Source organism: Acinetobacter sp. TR11, assembly GCF_027105035.1.
Lineage (GTDB): Bacteria > Pseudomonadota > Gammaproteobacteria > Pseudomonadales > Moraxellaceae > Acinetobacter.
In genome coordinates, this window is record NZ_CP114256.1 from 3254364 (window position 1) to 3274055 (window position 19692).

At 39.3% G+C, this 19692-nt stretch carries 21 protein-coding genes; 15 read left to right on the forward strand and 6 right to left on the reverse strand.

Translation table 11 applies throughout. From position 1 onward, the window contains the following. Positions 1-45: 45 nt before the first annotated feature. A complete protein-coding gene (locus O1450_RS15790) occupies positions 46-1236 on the reverse strand; it encodes a fatty acid desaturase family protein (RefSeq protein WP_269229176.1) in 1191 nt (396 codons plus the stop codon). 29 nt (positions 1237-1265) lie between these two features. Next, positions 1266-2306, reverse strand: a complete 1041-nt coding sequence (locus tag O1450_RS15795; protein WP_269229177.1) for a ferredoxin reductase — start codon at positions 2304-2306, stop codon at positions 1266-1268. 312 nt (positions 2307-2618) lie between these two features. Between O1450_RS15795 and O1450_RS15800 the strand changes: the two genes are divergently transcribed. The 3 genes from O1450_RS15800 to O1450_RS15810 all read left to right on the forward strand — a co-directional run bounded on the left by O1450_RS15800 (position 2619) and on the right by O1450_RS15810 (position 5117). After that, complete coding sequence (locus O1450_RS15800) at positions 2619-3269, forward strand: TetR family transcriptional regulator (RefSeq protein WP_018678343.1); 651 nt, start codon at positions 2619-2621, stop codon at positions 3267-3269. 107 nt (positions 3270-3376) lie between these two features. Continuing rightward, on the forward strand, positions 3377-4003 hold the full coding sequence (locus O1450_RS15805) for a TetR/AcrR family transcriptional regulator (protein WP_241284062.1): 627 nt from the start codon (positions 3377-3379) through the stop codon (positions 4001-4003). Between the two features lie 181 nt (positions 4004-4184). Continuing rightward, positions 4185-5117 carry a tetratricopeptide repeat protein gene (locus O1450_RS15810; RefSeq protein ID WP_269229178.1) on the forward strand — a complete coding sequence of 311 codons (933 nt, stop codon included), beginning with the start codon at positions 4185-4187 and terminating at the stop codon, positions 5115-5117. Between the two features lie 124 nt (positions 5118-5241). Here O1450_RS15810 and O1450_RS15815 read toward each other — a convergent pair whose 3' ends face one another. Beyond that, entirely contained in the window at positions 5242-5862 is a 621-nt protein-coding gene (locus tag O1450_RS15815) for a thiol:disulfide interchange protein DsbA/DsbL (RefSeq protein WP_269229179.1), read from the reverse strand. Between the two features lie 178 nt (positions 5863-6040). On the opposite strand from O1450_RS15815, the gene ubiG reads away from it, so the two are divergent. The 10 genes from ubiG (at position 6041) to O1450_RS15865 (ending at position 15354) form a co-directional block, all read left to right on the forward strand. Then, positions 6041-6754, forward strand: a complete 714-nt coding sequence (gene ubiG, locus O1450_RS15820; protein WP_269229180.1) for a bifunctional 2-polyprenyl-6-hydroxyphenol methylase/3-demethylubiquinol 3-O-methyltransferase UbiG — start codon at positions 6041-6043, stop codon at positions 6752-6754. Further along, positions 6754-7452, forward strand: a complete 699-nt coding sequence (locus O1450_RS15825) for an HAD family hydrolase (protein WP_269229181.1) — start codon at positions 6754-6756, stop codon at positions 7450-7452. Before ubiG ends, O1450_RS15825 begins: the two co-directional genes overlap by 1 nt. A 31-nt stretch (positions 7453-7483) precedes the next feature. Then, positions 7484-8230 (forward strand): YciK family oxidoreductase, encoded by a 747-nt coding sequence (locus O1450_RS15830; RefSeq protein WP_269229182.1) that lies wholly within the window; start codon positions 7484-7486, stop codon positions 8228-8230. A gap of 179 nt (positions 8231-8409) precedes the next feature. Then, positions 8410-8793 carry an RcnB family protein gene (locus tag O1450_RS15835; protein WP_250753703.1) on the forward strand — a complete coding sequence of 128 codons (384 nt, stop codon included), beginning with the start codon at positions 8410-8412 and terminating at the stop codon, positions 8791-8793. A gap of 111 nt (positions 8794-8904) precedes the next feature. After that, entirely contained in the window at positions 8905-10260 is a 1356-nt protein-coding gene (gene argA, locus O1450_RS15840; protein WP_269229183.1) for an amino-acid N-acetyltransferase, read from the forward strand. A 310-nt stretch (positions 10261-10570) separates the two neighbouring features. Further along, a complete protein-coding gene (locus O1450_RS15845) occupies positions 10571-11563 on the forward strand; it encodes a sulfonate ABC transporter substrate-binding protein (protein WP_269229184.1) in 993 nt (330 codons plus the stop codon). Between the two features lie 141 nt (positions 11564-11704). Beyond that, positions 11705-12880 carry an FMNH2-dependent alkanesulfonate monooxygenase gene (gene ssuD / locus O1450_RS15850; RefSeq protein ID WP_269229185.1) on the forward strand — a complete coding sequence of 392 codons (1176 nt, stop codon included), beginning with the start codon at positions 11705-11707 and terminating at the stop codon, positions 12878-12880. Next, a complete protein-coding gene (gene ssuC / locus O1450_RS15855) occupies positions 12877-13680 on the forward strand; it encodes an aliphatic sulfonate ABC transporter permease SsuC (RefSeq protein WP_269229186.1) in 804 nt (267 codons plus the stop codon). The genes ssuD and ssuC overlap by 4 nt, the downstream gene beginning before the upstream one ends. A 13-nt stretch (positions 13681-13693) precedes the next feature. After that, positions 13694-14500, forward strand: a complete 807-nt coding sequence (locus O1450_RS15860) for an ABC transporter ATP-binding protein (protein WP_269229187.1) — start codon at positions 13694-13696, stop codon at positions 14498-14500. Positions 14501-14742: 242 nt separating this feature from the next. After that, positions 14743-15354: a TetR/AcrR family transcriptional regulator gene (locus O1450_RS15865; RefSeq protein ID WP_269229188.1), complete on the forward strand. Its 612-nt coding sequence runs from the start codon at positions 14743-14745 to the stop codon at positions 15352-15354. Positions 15355-15648: 294 nt separating this feature from the next. Here O1450_RS15865 and O1450_RS15870 read toward each other — a convergent pair whose 3' ends face one another. Both O1450_RS15870 and O1450_RS15875 read right to left on the reverse strand, forming a co-directional pair. Beyond that, positions 15649-16983, reverse strand: coding sequence for an ISNCY family transposase (locus tag O1450_RS15870; RefSeq protein ID WP_269229189.1), 1335 nt, complete (start codon positions 16981-16983; stop codon positions 15649-15651). 135 nt (positions 16984-17118) lie between these two features. Then, positions 17119-17652: an SMI1/KNR4 family protein gene (locus tag O1450_RS15875; protein ID WP_269229190.1), complete on the reverse strand. Its 534-nt coding sequence runs from the start codon at positions 17650-17652 to the stop codon at positions 17119-17121. A gap of 93 nt (positions 17653-17745) precedes the next feature. Between O1450_RS15875 and O1450_RS15880 the strand changes: the two genes are divergently transcribed. Continuing rightward, positions 17746-18441 carry an IS1 family transposase gene (locus O1450_RS15880; protein ID WP_269228537.1) on the forward strand — a complete coding sequence of 232 codons (696 nt, stop codon included), beginning with the start codon at positions 17746-17748 and terminating at the stop codon, positions 18439-18441. A 194-nt stretch (positions 18442-18635) separates the two neighbouring features. Continuing rightward, positions 18636-19019, forward strand: a complete 384-nt coding sequence (locus tag O1450_RS15885) for a hypothetical protein (RefSeq protein WP_269229191.1) — start codon at positions 18636-18638, stop codon at positions 19017-19019. A gap of 103 nt (positions 19020-19122) precedes the next feature. Here the strand turns inward: O1450_RS15885 and O1450_RS15890 are convergent, their stop codons facing one another. Continuing rightward, complete coding sequence (locus tag O1450_RS15890; protein WP_269229192.1) at positions 19123-19689, reverse strand: phosphorylase family protein; 567 nt, start codon at positions 19687-19689, stop codon at positions 19123-19125. Positions 19690-19692 lie beyond the last annotated feature (3 nt).

Here is a 19692-nt window from a genome sequence, read left to right on the forward strand (position 1 = left end):
TGGTGATGAGCATCGCTTGATGGCTCAAACGACGCTCAATCTTGATTAAGCAGCTTTACCAAACATACTTTTCACTGCGTCAACAAGGCTATGCTTGATCGCCCCCAAACGGTCAACCACATTGTCAGGCAAAGAATGAATCGCCAAACGTTTATATACACTCACAATTTGAGATCCAAACGGCGCTGTATTGTACTGTTGACCAAACTCTGCACAGACTTCACGTACTTTAGGTGCCATTTCTTGATAGCGGTTGGCAGGTACATCAGGGAACAAGTGATGTTCGATTTGATGACTCAAGTTACCACTCAAGAAGTGCATGATTTTACCGCCAGTAAAATTTGCTGAACCACGAATCTGACGTAAGTACCACTCTGCTTTGGTTTCATTATCAATGTTGTCAGTGATAATTTCAGAATCTTCTGTAAAGTGACCACAATAAATCACGGTCGATGCCCAGTAGTTACGAATCAGATTGGCAACAAAGTTACCCGCTAATACTGGCAAGAACATTGGGCCCGCGATCAATGGGAACAATACATAATCTTTACCAAACTGACGCACCATCTTTTTACGTAGATTTTTTGATTCTACATACACTTCTTTCCAAGTTTTGGTGCCATCAAACAACACTTTTTCCATCTCTAGACGTTGCAAAGCCAGTAGCCATTCAAAACCCGTTGATAATACAAAACCTGTTGGTACGTTGAATAAAAAGCGAGGTTCCCACTTTTGCTCACGACTCATGCGCATTACGCCATAACCGCTAATGTCATGATCCATGCCAACAACATTGGTATAGGTATGGTGCTTATAGTTATGGGTATATTTCCAATCTTCACCCGTACACACCGTATCCCAGTCGTAGGTTGCACCGTTCAAGGTTGGATCATTTAGCCAGTCAAACTGACCGTGCATCACATTGTGACCGAGTTCCATATTTTCAACGATTTTAGATACGCCTAGCATAACGGTACCCAATAACCAAACAGGTGGAATCCAACCACCAAACATCAACATGCCACGCGATGCAATTTCGGTGTAACGTACAAAGTTACGTACTTTATAAATATAATCAGAATCTTCTTTGCCAATTTTAGCCATGGTTTCAGTACGGATGGCATCAATCTTACGGCCAAACTCTTGTACTTCTTCTGGTGTTAATGCACGGCTTGTGTTACCGCCAAATTTGATTGGAGGAATCGTTTTAGTCGGATTTACTGTCATCATGTTCATAATATTATTCTCTATCTGGTCAATATGAATTAAAGGTCAATCTCAACAGGACTGACTGCTTCACTCACACACAACTTGATTTGCACATTGTTTTGGTTATCGATTTCACCTGTAAGTTGATTTTTCACTGCACCACTGACCTTGGTACAAACACAGGTATTACAAATCCCCATACGGCAACCAAAAGATGGTTTCAAACCAGCAGCTTCAGCGCTGGCTAACAAGTTGCCACGGCCTTCAAACTCTTGCATACTGCGACGGAAATTGACCGGTTGGATTTGGGCATCCACATCCATCGTCACTGGCAAGAAGCTTTCTTGTGTTAAACGGTCTAACCAACCACGCTTCGCCCAAATTTGACGTGTCGCTTTCATCAATCCTGGAGCAGCACACACATAGGTTTGACGTTGAACAGCATCGGCACACAAACGGTCCAAAGTTTCTTCATCAAAATAAGCAGGTTGTTCAGCACTATCGACAATAATGTGTAGGTCAAAGTGCGCATATTCTGCTGCCAGTGTTTCCAATTCAGTACGGAACGCTGGATCACGTGAGTAATAAATCAATGTCACAGGTTGATTTGAACGTGCTAATGCCTGTTTCGCAATCGGAATAATCGGCGTAATACCACTACCTGCAGATACCAAAAGAATTGGTTGTTTACCTTCTTCTGTATCAAAGTCTTTTAGCGTAAATTCGCCCATCGCCTGAGTAATTTCAATCACATCACCAGCACATGCGCTGTTGGCTAAATAGTTAGATACTCGACCTTGTTTTTTGATACCTAATACCAATTTGTCGTGACTTGGTGAACTCACCAAGCTATACGCTCGTTGATGCTGCACACCATCAATACGAACCGTCACCATCACAAATTGACCAGGCTGGTAGGTTGTAAATTTATTGTTACTGCTTAAAGTGACCTTGATCATTTCATCGGCAATAGGCTCAATCGCTTCGATTTTTGCCATAATGCGGCGCAAAGTCCACATCGGGTTAACCTTTGCAAGGATAAAATCCACAAAATCTTCGCGAATCCAATGTGGCTGATAACTTAACTGTGCGTTCATACGTTCCTCGTTTTGTATCTGGCTATTTATTTTGAGTGAACAAATGTTCGTGTAGTGAACATATGTACACTATATTTATTTGCGTTCACTGAGTCAACACTTGTACACTTATTTTTTTGAATATTTTTTGTTCGTTACTATAAACATTTCAATTTTCTTGAAAATTGATCACGATCTAGCATTTATTATTTTTTAAAAAAACGATTTATTTTGCTAAAACCACAAATGCATATGATTTAGCAATGGATAAAAGCTAAAAAAATCATGTTTTTTTTGCTAGACTCTAGCGTATGGTTTTAATGGATCTTATTCATGTCGATTAGAGATGAACGAAAACAACAGAGTCGTCAGGCTTTACTTGATGCAGCGCTCCACCTCAGTACTTCTGGGCGTTCATTTAGTAGTATTAGTTTGCGTGAAGTTGCACGTGAAGTTGGCTTAGTCCCAACGGCATTTTATCGTCATTTCCAAGATATGGAGGCATTAGGGCAAGAACTGGTTGACCAAGTGTCTTTGCATTTAAAAAGCTTGATTCATCAATTGGGGCAAAGCTATTTAAAACATAGCGGATCTGCTAAAACACGGACAAGCATTGAATTGTTTGTACAGGCCGTCAATCACAGCCCACAACAATGGCAATTTATGATTGCAGAACGTTGGGGTGGCTCTGAAACCGTTCGTATCGCAATTGCGCGTGAAATTGAATTTTTGATTGAAGATCTTGCAATTGATTTGTGTAAACTCGATACCTTTAAACACATTCAAGAAGCCAAAGATTTACAAGTGTTATCCACGATTTTGATTAATATGTCATTTACATGGGCAATGACGTGGATCAACTTACCGAAACAATTTCCAATTGATCGTTTGTTAGAACAACAAAACTTATTTATTGACAATGCAGCGACTCAAGTCCGCTTACTTTTCCGAGGTATCTCGAACTGGGAACCACAAAACGCCTGATCTTATCAAAGCTAAAGTTTGATATATAAAAGCATTGCTTAGCGTTATGATTGATAAGACACTAATGCAAATGCCGTTTAGAACACTATGAGGAGCTTATAAGCATCATGAATCCTGATCGTCATACTCAGTTCTTAATTCGTAAAGAAAAAATTTTGCAGGTTGCGGAAAAACTTTTATTAGAAAATAACCAAGAAATGACCTTGGATGAACTGGTTGCCGAGCTAGATATTGCTAAAGGTACTTTATATAAACATTTCCGCAGTAAAAATGAATTACTATTGGAACTGATTATTCAAAATGAAAAAGAAATTTTAAAAATTTCAGAAAAATATAACACTGATGTTAAAGAATATGCGCCTCGTTATATGCTTTATCATTTAACCTCACCAAGTCGCACGATTTTATTGCATCAGTTAGAAGAGCATCTGACGATGACCGAGTCCAAGCTCAAACATTTGTTCGATGAGCTTTATGCGATCCGTCAACAGCGTATTATTTCGCTCAAAGATATGACTGAAAAATATTTAAAATCACAGAATTATGATATGTCGATTCGTGATTATCTTTCCTATATTTGGTCTCTGACTTACGGCGCAGCTTTGCTATTGAATTCAAGCTATTACCAGCGTTCAATTGGTTCTCGTGAGAAGCTGATTAACCTGTATGTAAACCAAGCTCTGTCTTTACCGACACAAAAAGTTCAAATCGATCTGGATGAGTTTCTGAAATAGCAAAACTCATCATCTAATGTGTGACACGAAATATTACCTATTTCAAAGATTTCGAAGTGAAACCCTTTAATCCTTTTGATGATGGCTGTTAAGGTGATAATGATTTTTAAACCATCTGTCTAGATGGTTTAATTTGGTTCTATATATTAAAAATAATAACTTTTTGATTTTTGGGGATACAATGAAAAAAATGATTTGTGCATCGTTACTATCGATCACAACTTTAGCTTATGCAGGCACAAATGAAGGTGTAGCTGCTCAGAACAAAGACAATTATCAAACTGCTCTAAAAGAATTTAAACCTTTAGCTAAACAAGACGATTCTTCGGCTCAATCTAATTTACAACTTATGTCTGCTAATGGAAAAGGGGATGCTCAAGCTTATACTCCCGCCATCTATTGGTTTAAAAAAGCTGCTGAACAAAGAGATGCTTCTGCTCAATTTAATTTAGGAGTGATGTATAAGAAAGGACAAGAAGTTACTCAAAATTATACCCAAGCTATCTATTGGTTCAAAAAAGCTGCTGAACAAGGATATGCTCCTGCCCAATATAATTTAGGAGTGATGTATAAGAAAGGAGAAGGTATTGCCCGAGATTACAATCAAACCATCTATTGGTATCAACAAGCTGCTGAACAAGGTCATGCTCCTGCTCAAGACGGCTTAGGAACTATGTATCTTAGGGGCGGACTAGATTTTTCACCAAATTATACTCAAGCCTTCTCTTGGTATCAAAAAGCGGCTGAACAAGGTTATGCTGCAGCTCAATCTAATTTAGGATTTATGTATAATCAGGGGCTAGGAGTTAGTAAAAATTATACTCAAGCCATTTATTGGTTCAAAAAATCGGCTGAACAAGGTCATGCTTCTGCACTATATCAGTTGGCTCTTATGTATAGTAAGGGACAAGGAATTCCTCAAAATTATAAAATCGCTTATATTTTATTTGATCTTGCTAAAAGTAATGGTTCAAAAAAGGCAGAAAATCGGGATATTGCATCGACCAAACTTAGCCCAGAAATGCTTGTAGATGCCCAACGTATCACCACACAACTCTCTCATTCCAAGAATTTTGCTGCTGATTTATGTAAATTATTAAATTCTCAAAACTAGCGTCCATTGATTTAGCTAACTCAAATGATGAACATGGAGTTATCTAATAAATTTGTATTATCGCACTGATATAAAAAAACCCCATCATCACGACGGGGTATTTTCAGAACAAAAAATGAAGCTACTATTTGCCCTTACGTTCTTTTTCTAATAGATAATCAACAACTTGTGTCACTTTGCCATCTTCACCTTGCACAACATACTTACCGTTTACAACAACAGCAGGTACGCCCGTAAGTTGATATTGCTGTGCCAATTTATTTGACTCAGCCACTTTTGCAGTAATTGGGAAAGAGTTAAACATACTGTTAAATTTCTGTTCAGGCACGCCATAACGGGCAAAGAATTTTGCTTGTGATGCTTGATCAAAAATTTGTTGTCCGCCGTCATGGATGGCATGGAATAATGGAATATGGGTTTTCTTACGTACACCTAGTGCCTCAGACACATAGTAACCTCGAGCACCCTGCTCCCATACTTTATTCATAGCTGCAGGCGTACGGAGGAAATATACATCGCTTGGAATCTTCTTTAACCACGTTTGCATATGTGGTTCAAGCTTAAAGCAGTGCGGGCAACCGTACCAAAAGAATTCACGTACTTCAATTTTTCCCGCTGGCGCAGCTGTTTTACCCGGATTGGCAACCACGGTATAGTCTTTACCAGCAACAAAATCAACAGCCATTGCATTCATCGAAAATGCCATTACAGCTGCACTTAAACCACCTAATACTAACTTTTTCATTGAGTTTGCTTTTCCTCTAAGCATTTTTCGTAAGTTTATATGCTAAATATAAATCAAACACGACTAATTCGTTTTGCTTGTGTGAAGTTTTTTATTGGATTTATCGCTTTTTTTTCAAGAAGCGCTACACTAACAACAGATTAAACCGAAATAATCATCCTAATACAGAGGTATTTCCATGTCACAATTGAATGTTGACCCACAAGAAATCGCAAAATTTGAAGCATTGGCTGCCAAATGGTGGGATCAACATTCTGAGTTCCGCCCACTTCATCAAATCAATCCTTTACGTTTAAATTGGATTGACGAACGTGTTGGTGGCTTAGCAGGTAAGAAAGTGCTTGATGTTGGCTGTGGTGGCGGTATTTTGGCAGAAAGTATGGCTCGTCGTGGCGCTGATGTTTTAGGGATCGACATGGGCGAAGCCCCGCTTGCTGTAGGACGTTTACACGCACAGCAAGACAATGTGCAAAATATTGAATATCGTCAAATCCCAGTCGAGGAGTTAGCGCAACAACAAGCAGGACAATATGACGTAGTGACCTGTATGGAAATGATGGAACATGTTCCTGATCCAGCCTCAATTGTCAAAGCCTGTCAAACACTGGTTAAACCGGGTGGACACGTCTTCTTTTCGACCATTAATCGCAATCCAAAATCATATTTATTCGCAATTATTGGCGCAGAATATGTCCTACGTTTGTTACCAAAAGGTACGCATGATTATCATAAATTTATCCGTCCTTCAGAAATGGCGCATGATATTCGTAACGCAGGCTTGAGTCTAAAAGAAATGACTGGCTTACATTACAACCCTATCACTAAGCATTATTGGTTAGCGCCCAACGTAGATGTGAATTATATGGTTTATACCACAAATACAGGTGCCTAATGAAAGCCGTTTTATTTGATCTTGATGGTACTTTGATCGACACTGCTGCAGATTTTATTCGCATCATTCAACAAATGTGCCGTGATGAACAGCGTCCTGTTGTTGATGCAGCAACCATTCGCACTCAAGTGTCTGAAGGCGCACGGGCAATGGTCAAATTAGTGTATCCAGAATTGGATGTGACCGATCCCATCTTTCTAGCCCATCGCCAGCGCTTTTTAGATGTATACGGTGACAATATTGTGGTGGATACGGATTTATTTGTTGGGATGTATCCTCTGCTCGAAGAACTTGAAGCAAACCAGATTCCTTGGGGAATTGTGACCAATAAACCACGTGGTTTAAGTGAATCATTATTGGCTGAATTAAATTTAACCGAACGCTGTGCAGTTTTGGTTTGTCCTGAAGATGTCACACATACCAAACCCGATCCTGAACCGATGTATTTAGCAGCTCAGCATCTCGGCATCGATGCAGAAAAAATTATTTATGTGGGTGATCATCCACGTGATATTGATGCAGGTCGAAATGCAGAGATGTATACCATTTTGGCAGCTTACGGGTATTTACCAATAGAATCTCGTGATGATCTGAACGCTTGGCAAGCAGATGCAATTATTCAAACTGTCCCTGAATTACACCAACTGTTAAAACAGAAAATCTCTGCATTATCAGAAAATCAGGGTATGATGAGCTAAACATTCAATATAAGAACTAGGAGGCATAACAATGAAATATTCAGAATATCAACCTCGTCCAGATCTACTCAAAGATCGTATCATTCTCATCACGGGTGCAGGTGATGGAATTGGTCGAGCTGCTGCTCTTAGTTATGCCCTTCATGGTGCAACTGTGGTTTTGCATGGACGTAGCCTGAATAAACTTGAAGTCATTTATGATGAAATTGAAGGTTTAGGTGCACCACAGCCTGCAATATTGCCATTACAGCTTTCAACTGCATCCAGTCATGACTATGAGCTTCTTGTCGATACGCTTGAGCAACAATTTGGTCGCTTGGATGGAATTTTACATAATGCGGGCATGTTAGGTGATCGAGTTGAACTAGCGGATTACCCTGTTGATGTTTGGGATGATGTCATGGCCGTAAATTTACGTGCACCTTTCGCGTTAACTCAAACATTATTACCACTGCTTGAAAAATCTGAACATGCTTCAGTGGTATTTACCAGTTCGAGTGTAGGTCGTGAAGCTCGTGCTTTATGGGGAGCATACTCTGTTTCTAAAGTTGCAATCGAAGCAATGAGTAAGATTTTTGCAGCAGAAAACACCTATCCAAACATTCGTTTTAACTGCATTAACCCAGGCGGTACCCGTACAGCGATGCGTGCAAAGGCTTACCCAGAAGAAGATCCAAAAATTCTTCCAACGCCGGATAGTATTATGCCTGCTTATCTTTATTTGATGGGTGATGATAGTTTAGATATGAATGGGCAAAGTATTGACGCTCAATCTTAACTAATTGAATATAATAAATTTAAACGATATTAAATACGGGCTTCGATGATGCTTTTCTAGAGAAATTGCTTAAGGATCTCCATCTTTTTAATGGAATAATGAATTGATCTTCACAGTTTCTCTGCATTTTTAAGGTACAGTTTTCACATGAGAGACATCCGAAGTCCATAAGGTGCATCATGAAAAAATTTTTCATTATCTTGGTTTTAGGTTCAACAACCCTATTGAGTAGTATGGGTAGTTTTGCAGGTCCACATTTTGATGGTGATGATGACTCACGCGGTGGTGGCTGGCAAGGTCGTAACTTTGACCGTCCAGATGATGAAAACCGTATGCGTGAACGTCGTATGCGTGAAGAACGTGGTGTCGAGCGTTTAAAACAACATCGCTGGCAAGCAGGTTACGTCATGCCACAGCATTATCGCGGAAACGGCTACAAAGTTGATTATAAAGATAATAATCTCCCACGTCCCGGTCGTAATGAGCAATGGTATAAAATCAATAATGATTTTATTTTAGTCAACTCTGATGATAATAGTATTATCCGCATCATGGGGTTCTAAACACGTTCTCAGACGATGACTGTACAAAGTTGAAGCGTTGTTTTAGGAATAGATTTATCTTTTTATTTTTTTCGTTAGAATCAGATAAATTGATGTATATCTGAGATGAACATGGCGAACCAAATGACTGAAACTTCACATAGTACAACGCAAGATTATGTGCATTGGTTTCGCCACTCAGCACCATATATTAATGCCCATCGTGATAAAACCTTTGTGCTTATGTTTGGCGGTGAAGCCGTCTTACACCAGAACTTTCAGCATATTATTCATGATATTGCCCTATTGCATTCTTTAGGGATTCGTTTGATTTTGGTGCATGGCGCACGCCCACAAATTAATCAAAATCTTCGTGAAAGCCAAATTGAAACGCCTTTTCATCAAAGTCGTCGTGTGACAACTCGTGCATCACTACGTAGTGTCATGAATGCAGTTGGATCGATTCGTTTAGAAATTGAAGCTCTTCTATCAATGGGCTTAGCAAATTCACCCATGTATGGTGCTCGCATTGATGTGGTTTCGGGTAACTTTGTAACGGCTAAACCCTATGGCATTCGGGATGGGGTTGATTTTCAGCTCACAGGCGAAGTCCGTTCAATTGATACCGATGCGATTCAACGCCACTTAGATAATCACAATATTGTGTTACTAGGACCTACAGGTTATTCAACCACTGGAGAAGTATTTAACTTATTGGCGGAAGAAGTCGCGACCAAAACAGCAACTGCATTACAAGCCGATAAATTGATTTTCTTGGGTGAAAAACAAGGATTAATGAATGAGCAACAACAATTATTACGTGAATTAAGCTCGTATCAACTTGAACCTTATATTCAACAATACCAAACACAATATCCAGAATTCGCCTTACACCTCAAACAAGCTCAACAAGCTTCATTATCTGGGGTGCACCGTGTTCACCTCATTTCATATACTTATGATGGTGCTTTGATTGAAGAACTATTTACACGCGACGGGATTGGCACTTTAATCACAGATGCCCACTATGAAGAAGTACGCATTGCTAATATTCATGATGTGGGTGGTTTAATCAACTTATTACGTCCACTCGAACAGGAAGGTATTTTAGTCTATCGTTCACGTGAACGTCTTGAAAGTGAAATAGAACAGTTCGCAGTGATTGAACGAGATGGCATGATCTTAGCCTGTGCAGCACTCTATCCACTTCCTGCTGCAATTGGCGAAATTCAATCCGCTGAAATTGCATGTGTCGCTGTCGACTCGAGTTATCGTAAATCGAACCGTGGTAGCCAAATTTTGCAATTTTTGGAAACCAAAGCAAAACAACAGGGTATTCAACAACTGTTTGTTCTCACGACCCGTACCGCACATTGGTTTTTAGAGCAGGGTTTCAGCCCAGCAAGTGTTGATGATTTACCGAATGCTCGACAAGCGCTGTACAATTATCAGCGTAATTCTCTAGTCTTTAAAAAAGTTTTGCTCTAATAACATCTGATCTGAAGATATCTTTATTTCTGATAAAGATATCTTTTGACTTCTTTCTTTTCTATTTTTATTCAGCTCATTAGAAAAATAAGCGCACTGATTTTTTAAAAATAAAAATATAAAACAAAAACTTAAGTGCTAATTAAATTTCAATGCTTATTCATCTTCTCAATAACATTATCTATTTTTCTATTTTGCAATTTTCATCATAAGCAAAGCCCAATTATTTATTTTTTATGCATTAAAAAAAGTTTTAGTTTAATTGCTCAACTTATTTAGATCTTGTAATTTTCTGGGGAGCACAATCAACATGGCTATTTTTATCAATCGCTCATGGGCAACTTCAACCATCATCGCAGCAACTATTGCTGGCTTAATGGGCGTTGCAGGTTGTGCAAAAAAACCTGAGCAGCATGCAACACCAAAACAAGAAACCACCACATTAAATATCGGCTTTCAAAAGTATGGCATTTTGCCGATTGTCAAAGCAAAAGGTGAATTAGAAAAGAATCTTGCTGCTCAGGGTGTCAATGTAAAATGGGTTGAATTTCCAGCCGGCCCCCAACTTTTAGAAGGCTTAAATGTAGGTAGTGTCGTATTTGGCGAGGCCGGTGAAGCGCCTCCGATCTTTGCCCAAGCAGCAAATCCTAACTTGGTCTACGTCGCAAATCAGCCACCTGCACCGAAAGCAGAAGCCTTAATCGTTCAAAAAGATTCACCAATACAATCTGTACAAGACCTGAAAGGTAAACGTATTGCATTGAACAAAGGCTCAAACGTTCATTATCTTTTATTGAAATTACTAGAAGCCAATAATTTAACTTTAAATGATATTCAGCCTGTTTATTTACCACCGTCAGATGCACGCGCAGCCTTTGAAAAAGGCGCAGTCGATGCTTGGATGATATGGGATCCATTCTTCGCAGCAGCAGAGCATCAAATCCATGCACGTGTGATCGCAAACGGCGAGCATTTGGTCAACAATCATCAATTCTATTTAGCTGATCGTAAGTTTGCGGAAGGACATCCCGAAGTTCTAAAAACACTGGTGACAACATTGAATCAAACCACAGATTGGGTAAAGACCCATCCTGATGATGCTGCAAAATTACTCGAAAAACCAACCGCACTTGAACTCGATGTTTTAAAAACTTCAATTTCTCGCATGGGTTTTGGCGTTCAGCCAATTTCTGAAAAAGTCGAAAAAGAACAGCAGTACGTCGCTGATGCCTTTTTTGCTCAGAAATTAATTCCAAAGCAATTGGTCATTGCAGATGCTGTATTAAAAAACCAAGTTCAATAATTGAGAGTCTACTTTAGGTAATTTCTCATCGGTTTTGATTGTGATCAATCAAAGTGCTTTATCCCCCATGCAGATTGCAATCTAAAACACGATGCAATCTGTCTCATTCACATGATCTCATTCTTCATAAGGAATATCGACATGAATATTTTCTGGTTCATCCCCACTCATGGTGACAGCCGTTACTTAGGCACCAGCAAGGGCGCACGTCAGGTCGATCATGCTTATATGAAACAAATCGCCGTTGCTGTCGACAACCTTGGTTATGCTGGCGTACTGATTCCAACAGGTCGTTCTTGTGAAGATCCATGGATCACAGCAGCCAGCCTCATTGATGCAACCAAACAATTAAAGTTTTTGGTGGCGCTACGTCCCGGAATTACGACACCAGCATTGGCAGCGCGCATGGCTGCTACCTTTGATCGCCTATCCAATGGTCGTATTTTACTCAATCTTGTAACAGGTGGTGATGAGCAGGAACTCAAGGGCGATGGTCTATATGAAGATCACAGCACGCGTTATCAGACTGCCTCTGAATATGTCAAAATTTGGCGTGAAATTCTGACTCGCTCCCATACAGGTGAGTCGTTTACTTTTCATGGTGAACGACTCAGTGTCGATGAAGCAAAATTACTTTATCCACCTGTGCAAAAGCCCTATCCACCCCTTTGGTTTGGTGGATCATCCGCAGACGCGACTGAACTTGCAGCCGAACAAGTCGATACTTATTTAACTTGGGGTGAACCGCCTGCGGCAGTAAAAGAAAAAATAGACCATTTAAAAGCAAAAGCCGCAGCCAAAGGGCGCATCCTGAATTATGGTATTCGCTTGCATGTCATTGTTCGTGAGACCAATGAACAGGCTTGGGCTGCTGCCGATGAACTGATTCAATATTTAGATGATGAGACTATTGCAGCAGCGCAGAAAAAATTTGCACAAATGGACTCGGTCGGGCAGCAACGTATGGCAGCTTTGCACGGCGGGCGTAAAGATCAATTAGAAGTCTCACCAAACTTATGGGCAGGTATCGGTTTAGTTCGTGGCGGTGCGGGTACGGCTTTAGTCGGCGATCCAGAAACTGTTGCTGCACGTATTCAAGAATATGCTGACTTGGGGATTGATACCTTTATTTTCTCAGGTTATCCGCATTTAGAAGAGTCGATTCGTTTTGCAGAATTGGTATTTCCTCTTCTGCCACTCAAAACTCGTGAGAAATTGGCACAGCCACATCTCACAGGTCCTTTTGGTGAAATCATTGCCAATAACTATGTGCCTGAGGTCAAAACACAAAAAGGCTTGGTTAAGGAGGAGGCATGAGAACAACGCCATTTCTAAATAATGTTTCACGTGGAACACAAAAATTAGGCAAAGGTCTCCTGCCTTGGTTGTTTCCAATTTTATTGCTGCTGATTTGGCAAGCTGCTTCAAGTTCAGGTCTATTACAAAGCCGTGTGTTACCTGCTCCAACTGCTGTAGTGAGTGCTTTTTGGCACTTACTGATCAGTGGCGAACTTTGGCATCATGTTAAAGTCAGCGCAGGTCGTGCACTGCTTGGTTTATTGGTCGGTGGTGGTCTCGGAATACTTTTAGGACTACTTAATGGTTCATCACGCATTGCATCGACCTTACTTGATACTACATTGCAAATGATCCGTAATATCCCTGCGCTAGCACTCATTCCGCTAGTAATTTTGTGGTTTGGTATTGATGAAACAGCCAAACTCTTTTTAGTCGCGGTAGGTGTATTTTTTCCAATCTACATCAATACCTATCATGGTATTCGCTCGGTAGACCCTCAGTTGATTGAAATGGGTAAAAGCTACGGACTTAATCGCTGGCAATTGTATAAAGAGATCATTCTACCCGGCGCAATGCCTTCTATCTTAGTGGGACTGCGCTTTGCTTTAGGTTTGGTTTGGGTACTGCTTATCGTGGCAGAAACGATTTCCGCTCAAGCAGGAATCGGTTATATGACCATGAATGCACGTGAATTTTTACAAACCGATATCGTTTTGGTCGGTATTTTACTTTACGCCATACTTGGAAAATTAGCGGATGTATTGGCGCGAGCGCTAGAGCGATATTTATTACGTTGGCATGCAGGCTATCAAAAATAAAAAGGTCAACTATATGAGCAATCTAAATTTAAATTTCTATGAAAATCCCTTGATTCAACCCCTTGGTGAATCTGAAGCATCGACTACTGCAAGCCATAGCAATGGTGCAAATATTCTGATTGAACAACTGTATAAGTTTTATGGTGAAGTCAAAGTACTTGAGGACTTAGACTTAAATATTCAAGCAGGTGAATTTGTCGCCATAGTAGGTCGCAGTGGTTGTGGTAAAAGCACCTTACTTCGATTAATTGCCCAACTAGAAAAACCTAGCTATGGCGAGATTAAATTCCAATCCGCAAGAAACTTTCGTGAAGGCATTAGCAGTGATGATATTCGTGTGATGTTTCAAGATCCACGTTTATTACCTTGGAAAAATATATTACAAAATGCACAATTAGGTTTATCAAAAGATAAATATCAACTTGCAGAAACACTATTAGAAAAAGTGGGTTTAAAAGAAAAGGCGAAGCAGTGGCCAACTCAACTTTCAGGCGGTCAGCGTCAAAGAGCGGCTTTAGCGCGTGCTTTATCACATTCGCCAAGAATTTTATTGCTCGATGAACCATTAGGTGCTTTGGATGCTCTAACGCGTTTAGAAATGCAAAGCTTGATTGAACGCCTTTGGAAAGAACAAGGCTTTACTGCAATTCTGGTCACACACGATGTGAGTGAAGCGGTACAATTGGCAGATCGAATTATTTTGCTAGATCAAGGACATATTGCACATCAATTTCAAGTGAATTTACCACGACCACGTAAGAAAACTATTGCATTTGCGCAGTTGGAACAACAAGTGTTAGATGCGGTTTTAGCAACTTAAAACCGCACTATGATCATAAAACCTGCTGGATATGCATCAAAAAATGAGCTTATTGATCAGCATTTAACACTGAATTGTTTACAAAATATGTAATTCATTTTTTAGATTTCAAGTATTATCAATTAGATCGCTTCAATTCATCTTAGAACTGCGTATTTTTCGACAAAAAAACTGTGTTATTGTGCACAAATCGGACAATTTATCTTACAATGTCAATGACATTTTTTGAATCAAGCTCGCAGATGGAACAGAAAAAAAGTACACAAAAGCGCAATCAACTGCTGAATGCTGCCCTCGATGTTTTTTCCGTCTATGGGTTTAGCGGTGCCAGTTTGGACGAGATTGCACAGCTTGCTAATATGCATAAGTCTAATATTTTCTATTATTATGAAAATAAAGAGTCACTTTACGTTGAAGTACTGACAACCGTACTGCAAAAATGGCTCGCGCCTTTACAAACCTTAGAATCAGAACTTGAGCCGACTGAAGCTCTGACTCACTATTTAATTCAAAAAATTGAAAGCTCACGTGATCAGCCAAAGGCTTCTCGTTTATTTGCCCTCGAAATTATTCAGGGCGCACCGCATATTTTGCCGATCTTAAAAGGCCCTTTGAAGAAGTTATTTAAACGTAAAACTAAAGTCATTCAAACGTGGCAAGAGCAAGGTAAATTATCAGCAGAAATTGACCCTGAATTGTTAATTATTAATATTTGGGCAATTACGCAAAACTATGCGGATTTCGCAACCCAAATGGAAATGGTTACGGGCAAAACCTTGCGTAACCGTAGTATGTACCAACGTACCATCGAGCACACCGTTCACCTGATGCTATATGGCGTGATACCACGTTAAATTTTATTCCGTTAAAAGCCTTAATTTTAGCGATTGAAATACATTAAAAAAGCGACTTTGTTAGTCGCTTTTTTCTTGCCAAATGGTTAAGGTGATTATTCAACTAAGCTAATCAAAAATGTGGAACATTGATTAAGAAACATACATGGAAAATGAATAGTCACGAAAAAGCCGCTCCAGTGCGCTGAACTCTAGAATGGCTTACTTTAAGATATTGATGCTAAAGAGGAAACTTCAAACTGTTATTCACCAATTAAAATGTCTATGCGATAAACCATTTAAAATGTCCTGTTTTTAACCACAAGAGTCAAGAACAGGATTTAAATTTCTTTGTTCAATCACAGCTTTCTGAGCTTTACGGCTTGGCATACTTTTCTTGGCACGAGTACGTTTATTTTGTTTTTCCAACTCTTCATGTTGTTGCTGAATATGGGCCAGAACTGAGCCTAATCTTTTATTCTCAACCACTTCATTCTGCTGTAGTCCAGCCAGTTTATTGAAGACGCTATAGTTAATCTTCCGTCCTTCATGCATGATGGCCACAGTGCCATCCGGGTACTCCAGAAATGAAATGTAGTGCCCAACAAGCTTATGATTGATTGGTGTTGGCTCAAGCAGATAAATACACTTGTCATAGGTGATGGTCAGGTTCTTCGTGACTTTACGTGGTTCCTGCCAGGTGAAAATATCATCTAGCTCAGCATCAGATTCCGTTAAAGGGCGATGCAAGTTTTTTGGGTTTCTCGCACACTTGGCGAACTTCTGATTGAACTGCTCAATGAAGCAGGGTAGCCAAGCATTGGCTTCGGCAATCGAACTAATACCTTCCAGACGCATATCCTTGATCAGGCGATCCTGAAGTGTTCTGTTGGCACGCTCTACACGACCTTTGGCCTGAGGTGAGTTGGCAAAGATAATATCTATGTTTAACTCGTTCAGAATCCGCCCAAATTGCGTGATCTGGCTATCTTGGCTCGATTTCTGATTCACTCGGAATACCGAGTGTTTGTCGCTATAAAAAGCCAGAGGCTTGCCATATTGTTCAATGTAGGCTCGGGTGGAAAGCATATAGTCGAAAGTGGTTTCCGCCTCACAAAAGCGCAGATGCAATAGTTTTCCAGTGGCATCATCGATATAAACCAACAAGCAGCATTTGGCTGCTCGTCCTTCAAACCAGTCATGATAAGAGCCATCAATCTGGATCAGTTCACCGAAGCAATCTCGGTTATAACGAGGCTGATATGGACGTTTCAGGCGCTTGGATCGCGGAATCCAGAGATCATTTACCGTCATCCAGCGCCGAAGCGTTTCTACCGGGATATTCAGGTCAAATATGCTGCTGAGCTTCTCATGGGCCAAGGTGGGTCCAAATCCCAGCAGATGCTCAGAAATAATGGAAAGACATTTTGATTTTAATAAATCATCATGGCGATGATGACCTGGTTGACCACGACTGGCATGCGCCATACCTGAAACACCATCTTGATTGAGCTTTTGTAATAACCGGGTAATTTGACGAGTTGAAAGATTGAGGATTTCAGCAGCACGAACTTGGGTAATACGTTGATCTCGAACGTCTTGCAGGACTGCAAGACGTTGTATTTCTTTGTCAGACATAGTGATCAGCATCTATATTTCATATCCAGTCCATGATGGTTAAACCATCATAAACTAGACATTTTTATTGGTGAGAATATAGACATTTTAAATGGGTTCTAACACAAGCATTTCGCATAAGGCGTATTATGTTAATTTTAGAAATATTTAAAAATTATTTTCTTTCAACAATGCCATAAAAGAAGTGAAACTGTCTGCTAGCTTTATAGTTCTTAACTTATTTTCTGTTGGTGATATTTCGATAAGGTCATCATGATAAATTAGAGCAATATGTGGCTCATCCGTATTAAAGTTGTCTCTATAATCAAAAGCTATTTGGTCACCACCTGCACATTCTCCAAAAATCACCATATGTTTATCCATAAATTCATACATGTGTTCATCAGGCTGATTTAATTCAATAGCTTCATATTTTTTGATAGAATCCTCATACTTTTTACGATCTTCTTCATCCCAAACTTCTATTTCTTCGTACCCATAGCTATAAAAATATACGTCTCTATCTGTGATCTCATTGTTATGATCTTGAAACTCAAAATAGTTCTTTTCAGGTGTTAATCCATTGTGTTTACTGAGTAATTCAACATAAGATTTGGGGAATTTATACCCAATCGATTCAGCATAATTCTCAATAATTTTTTTATCAATTTGACCACGATCTCTGCTTGCATCAATATTCATTTAGTCCGCTCAATTAATTTTTTGGTGGTGTTCTAAAAAGTATGCTCATAAGAAAAGGAGGCAACGAGGAACAATTCAGCTATATTTAAATGTGTGAAAATCGAAATAGAACTTCATTGTCCTCGATGCCAGAGTACAAGTATAAAGAAGAATGGCATTAAACACGATGGTAAGCAAAACTATCGTTGTAAAGAATGTAATAGGCAGTTTGTGGGTGACCATAATTTGACGTATTTAGGCTGTCATTCAAAAGCGGTCAAATTGATTTTGCTTATGCTTGTGCGATGTTGTGGCATTCGGGATATTGCAAAGATTACGAGGTTTAGTATTGGCAAGATACTTAAAACGCTTACACAATCAAATCATGAAATAATTCCTCAAAGAACTCATTATAAATGCTTGGAAGTTGATGAATTTTGGACATTTGTAGGCAACAAGAAAGATAAGCATTGGCTACAGTACGTCTATGATAGAAGTAGCGGAGAAATAGTGGCTTTTGTATGGGGAGGAAGAGATGCTCATACAGCACAAAGGCTAAAAAACCGTTTAGAAGAACTGGGTATTACTTATGATTGTATATCGAGTGATCATTGGGAAAGTTTCATCAAAATTTTTAAGCCGGACCAAGAAGGGAAATATTATACAGTCGGGATAGAAGGAAACAACTGCCGATTAAGACACCGCATAAGGCGAGCAGTAAGAAGAACATGCTGTTTTTCGAAGAAGGTATTGAATCATGTAAAAGCTTTTAATCTTGGATTCTTTTACATTAACCACGGTTTTGTATAGTGATGTTAAAATGATCAGCATACATTTTGAAACACCACCAATTTTTTTATAGTATAAATTATGAATTAATATTTTTATTTAACACAATGGGCGTTATATGAAATTTTTAAAAAGTATATTAGAAACGGGAGCTTAAGACACCTGTTTTCGATCTCGTATAAGGTGTATTATGTTAATTTTAGATAAATTTAAATATGTGGAAAATATATAAAGAACAAAGTTCTGATCTTGGATTTGCTATTGGGTGTCTATTTTCAGAAGCAATTAATTTAAATGAGTTTAGACAATGGATTGAGCTTTGTATCAACGATTTAGATCAAGATGAAATACCGCTTTATATGTTTGATCTTATAAATTTCGAAGACTCACTAGCGAAGATTCATTTAGTTATTGGCTTTGTGCCAAGCTCTGGGCTATCAAAAACAGAAAAAATAGCGTTAGAAGGCATCTCCTATCTAAGGGGAGTAGATATTTTTGACCCTATTTCTACGCAAGAACAATCCATTGAATATCTAAAAAATAATCCACATATATCCGAGAAATTTAAGCAAACTTTTCCTTTTATAAATTTTATTTAACATAATGAACATCATACAAATAAATAAAAATATTATTTAATTTCAACAATCTACCGATACGCAAAAGTCCACCCATACACACTACAGCGTTAGACCTTTGCCTTTAAAAATGCGCTTGATACAGCGCCAGTAATTTTTGTGCACCCAGCAACAGGTTCTCTTCCCAGTCCAGATGCGCAGTATCATTGGCGCCATCAGTAATATATTTAACTGAAATCAAACGCACTCCGAGCTTTTGACACACTTTGGCCAAAGCATAAGCCTCCATATCGACAAGGTTACAACTGACTTTAGGAATCCCTGTTTCAAACGAATCGCCCGTACCACAAATGCCTTTGGGTAAAAGCTCAAAATGTGGCTGAGTATGAATCTCTGCTGGAATCTCATCATCCATTGGCGTGACACCCACGGCAAAACCTAAGGGAGATACATCCATATCACGCTGCACGAAAGTAATCACCTCAACCAAACTATGTGCATCAAAGTGCGAACTCCCTGCACTGCCTAAATTGATCAGCGTTTTACATCCCGTCTTTTGAATCACCTCAAAGGCTTTGAATGCTGCATTAATTTTGCCGATGCCACTGTAATGGACTTCAATGCCCGCTTGTTCAAACAAACCTTTAGATTCATTCGGTAAGGCCATAATCAAAGCAATATCAGCATTCATAAA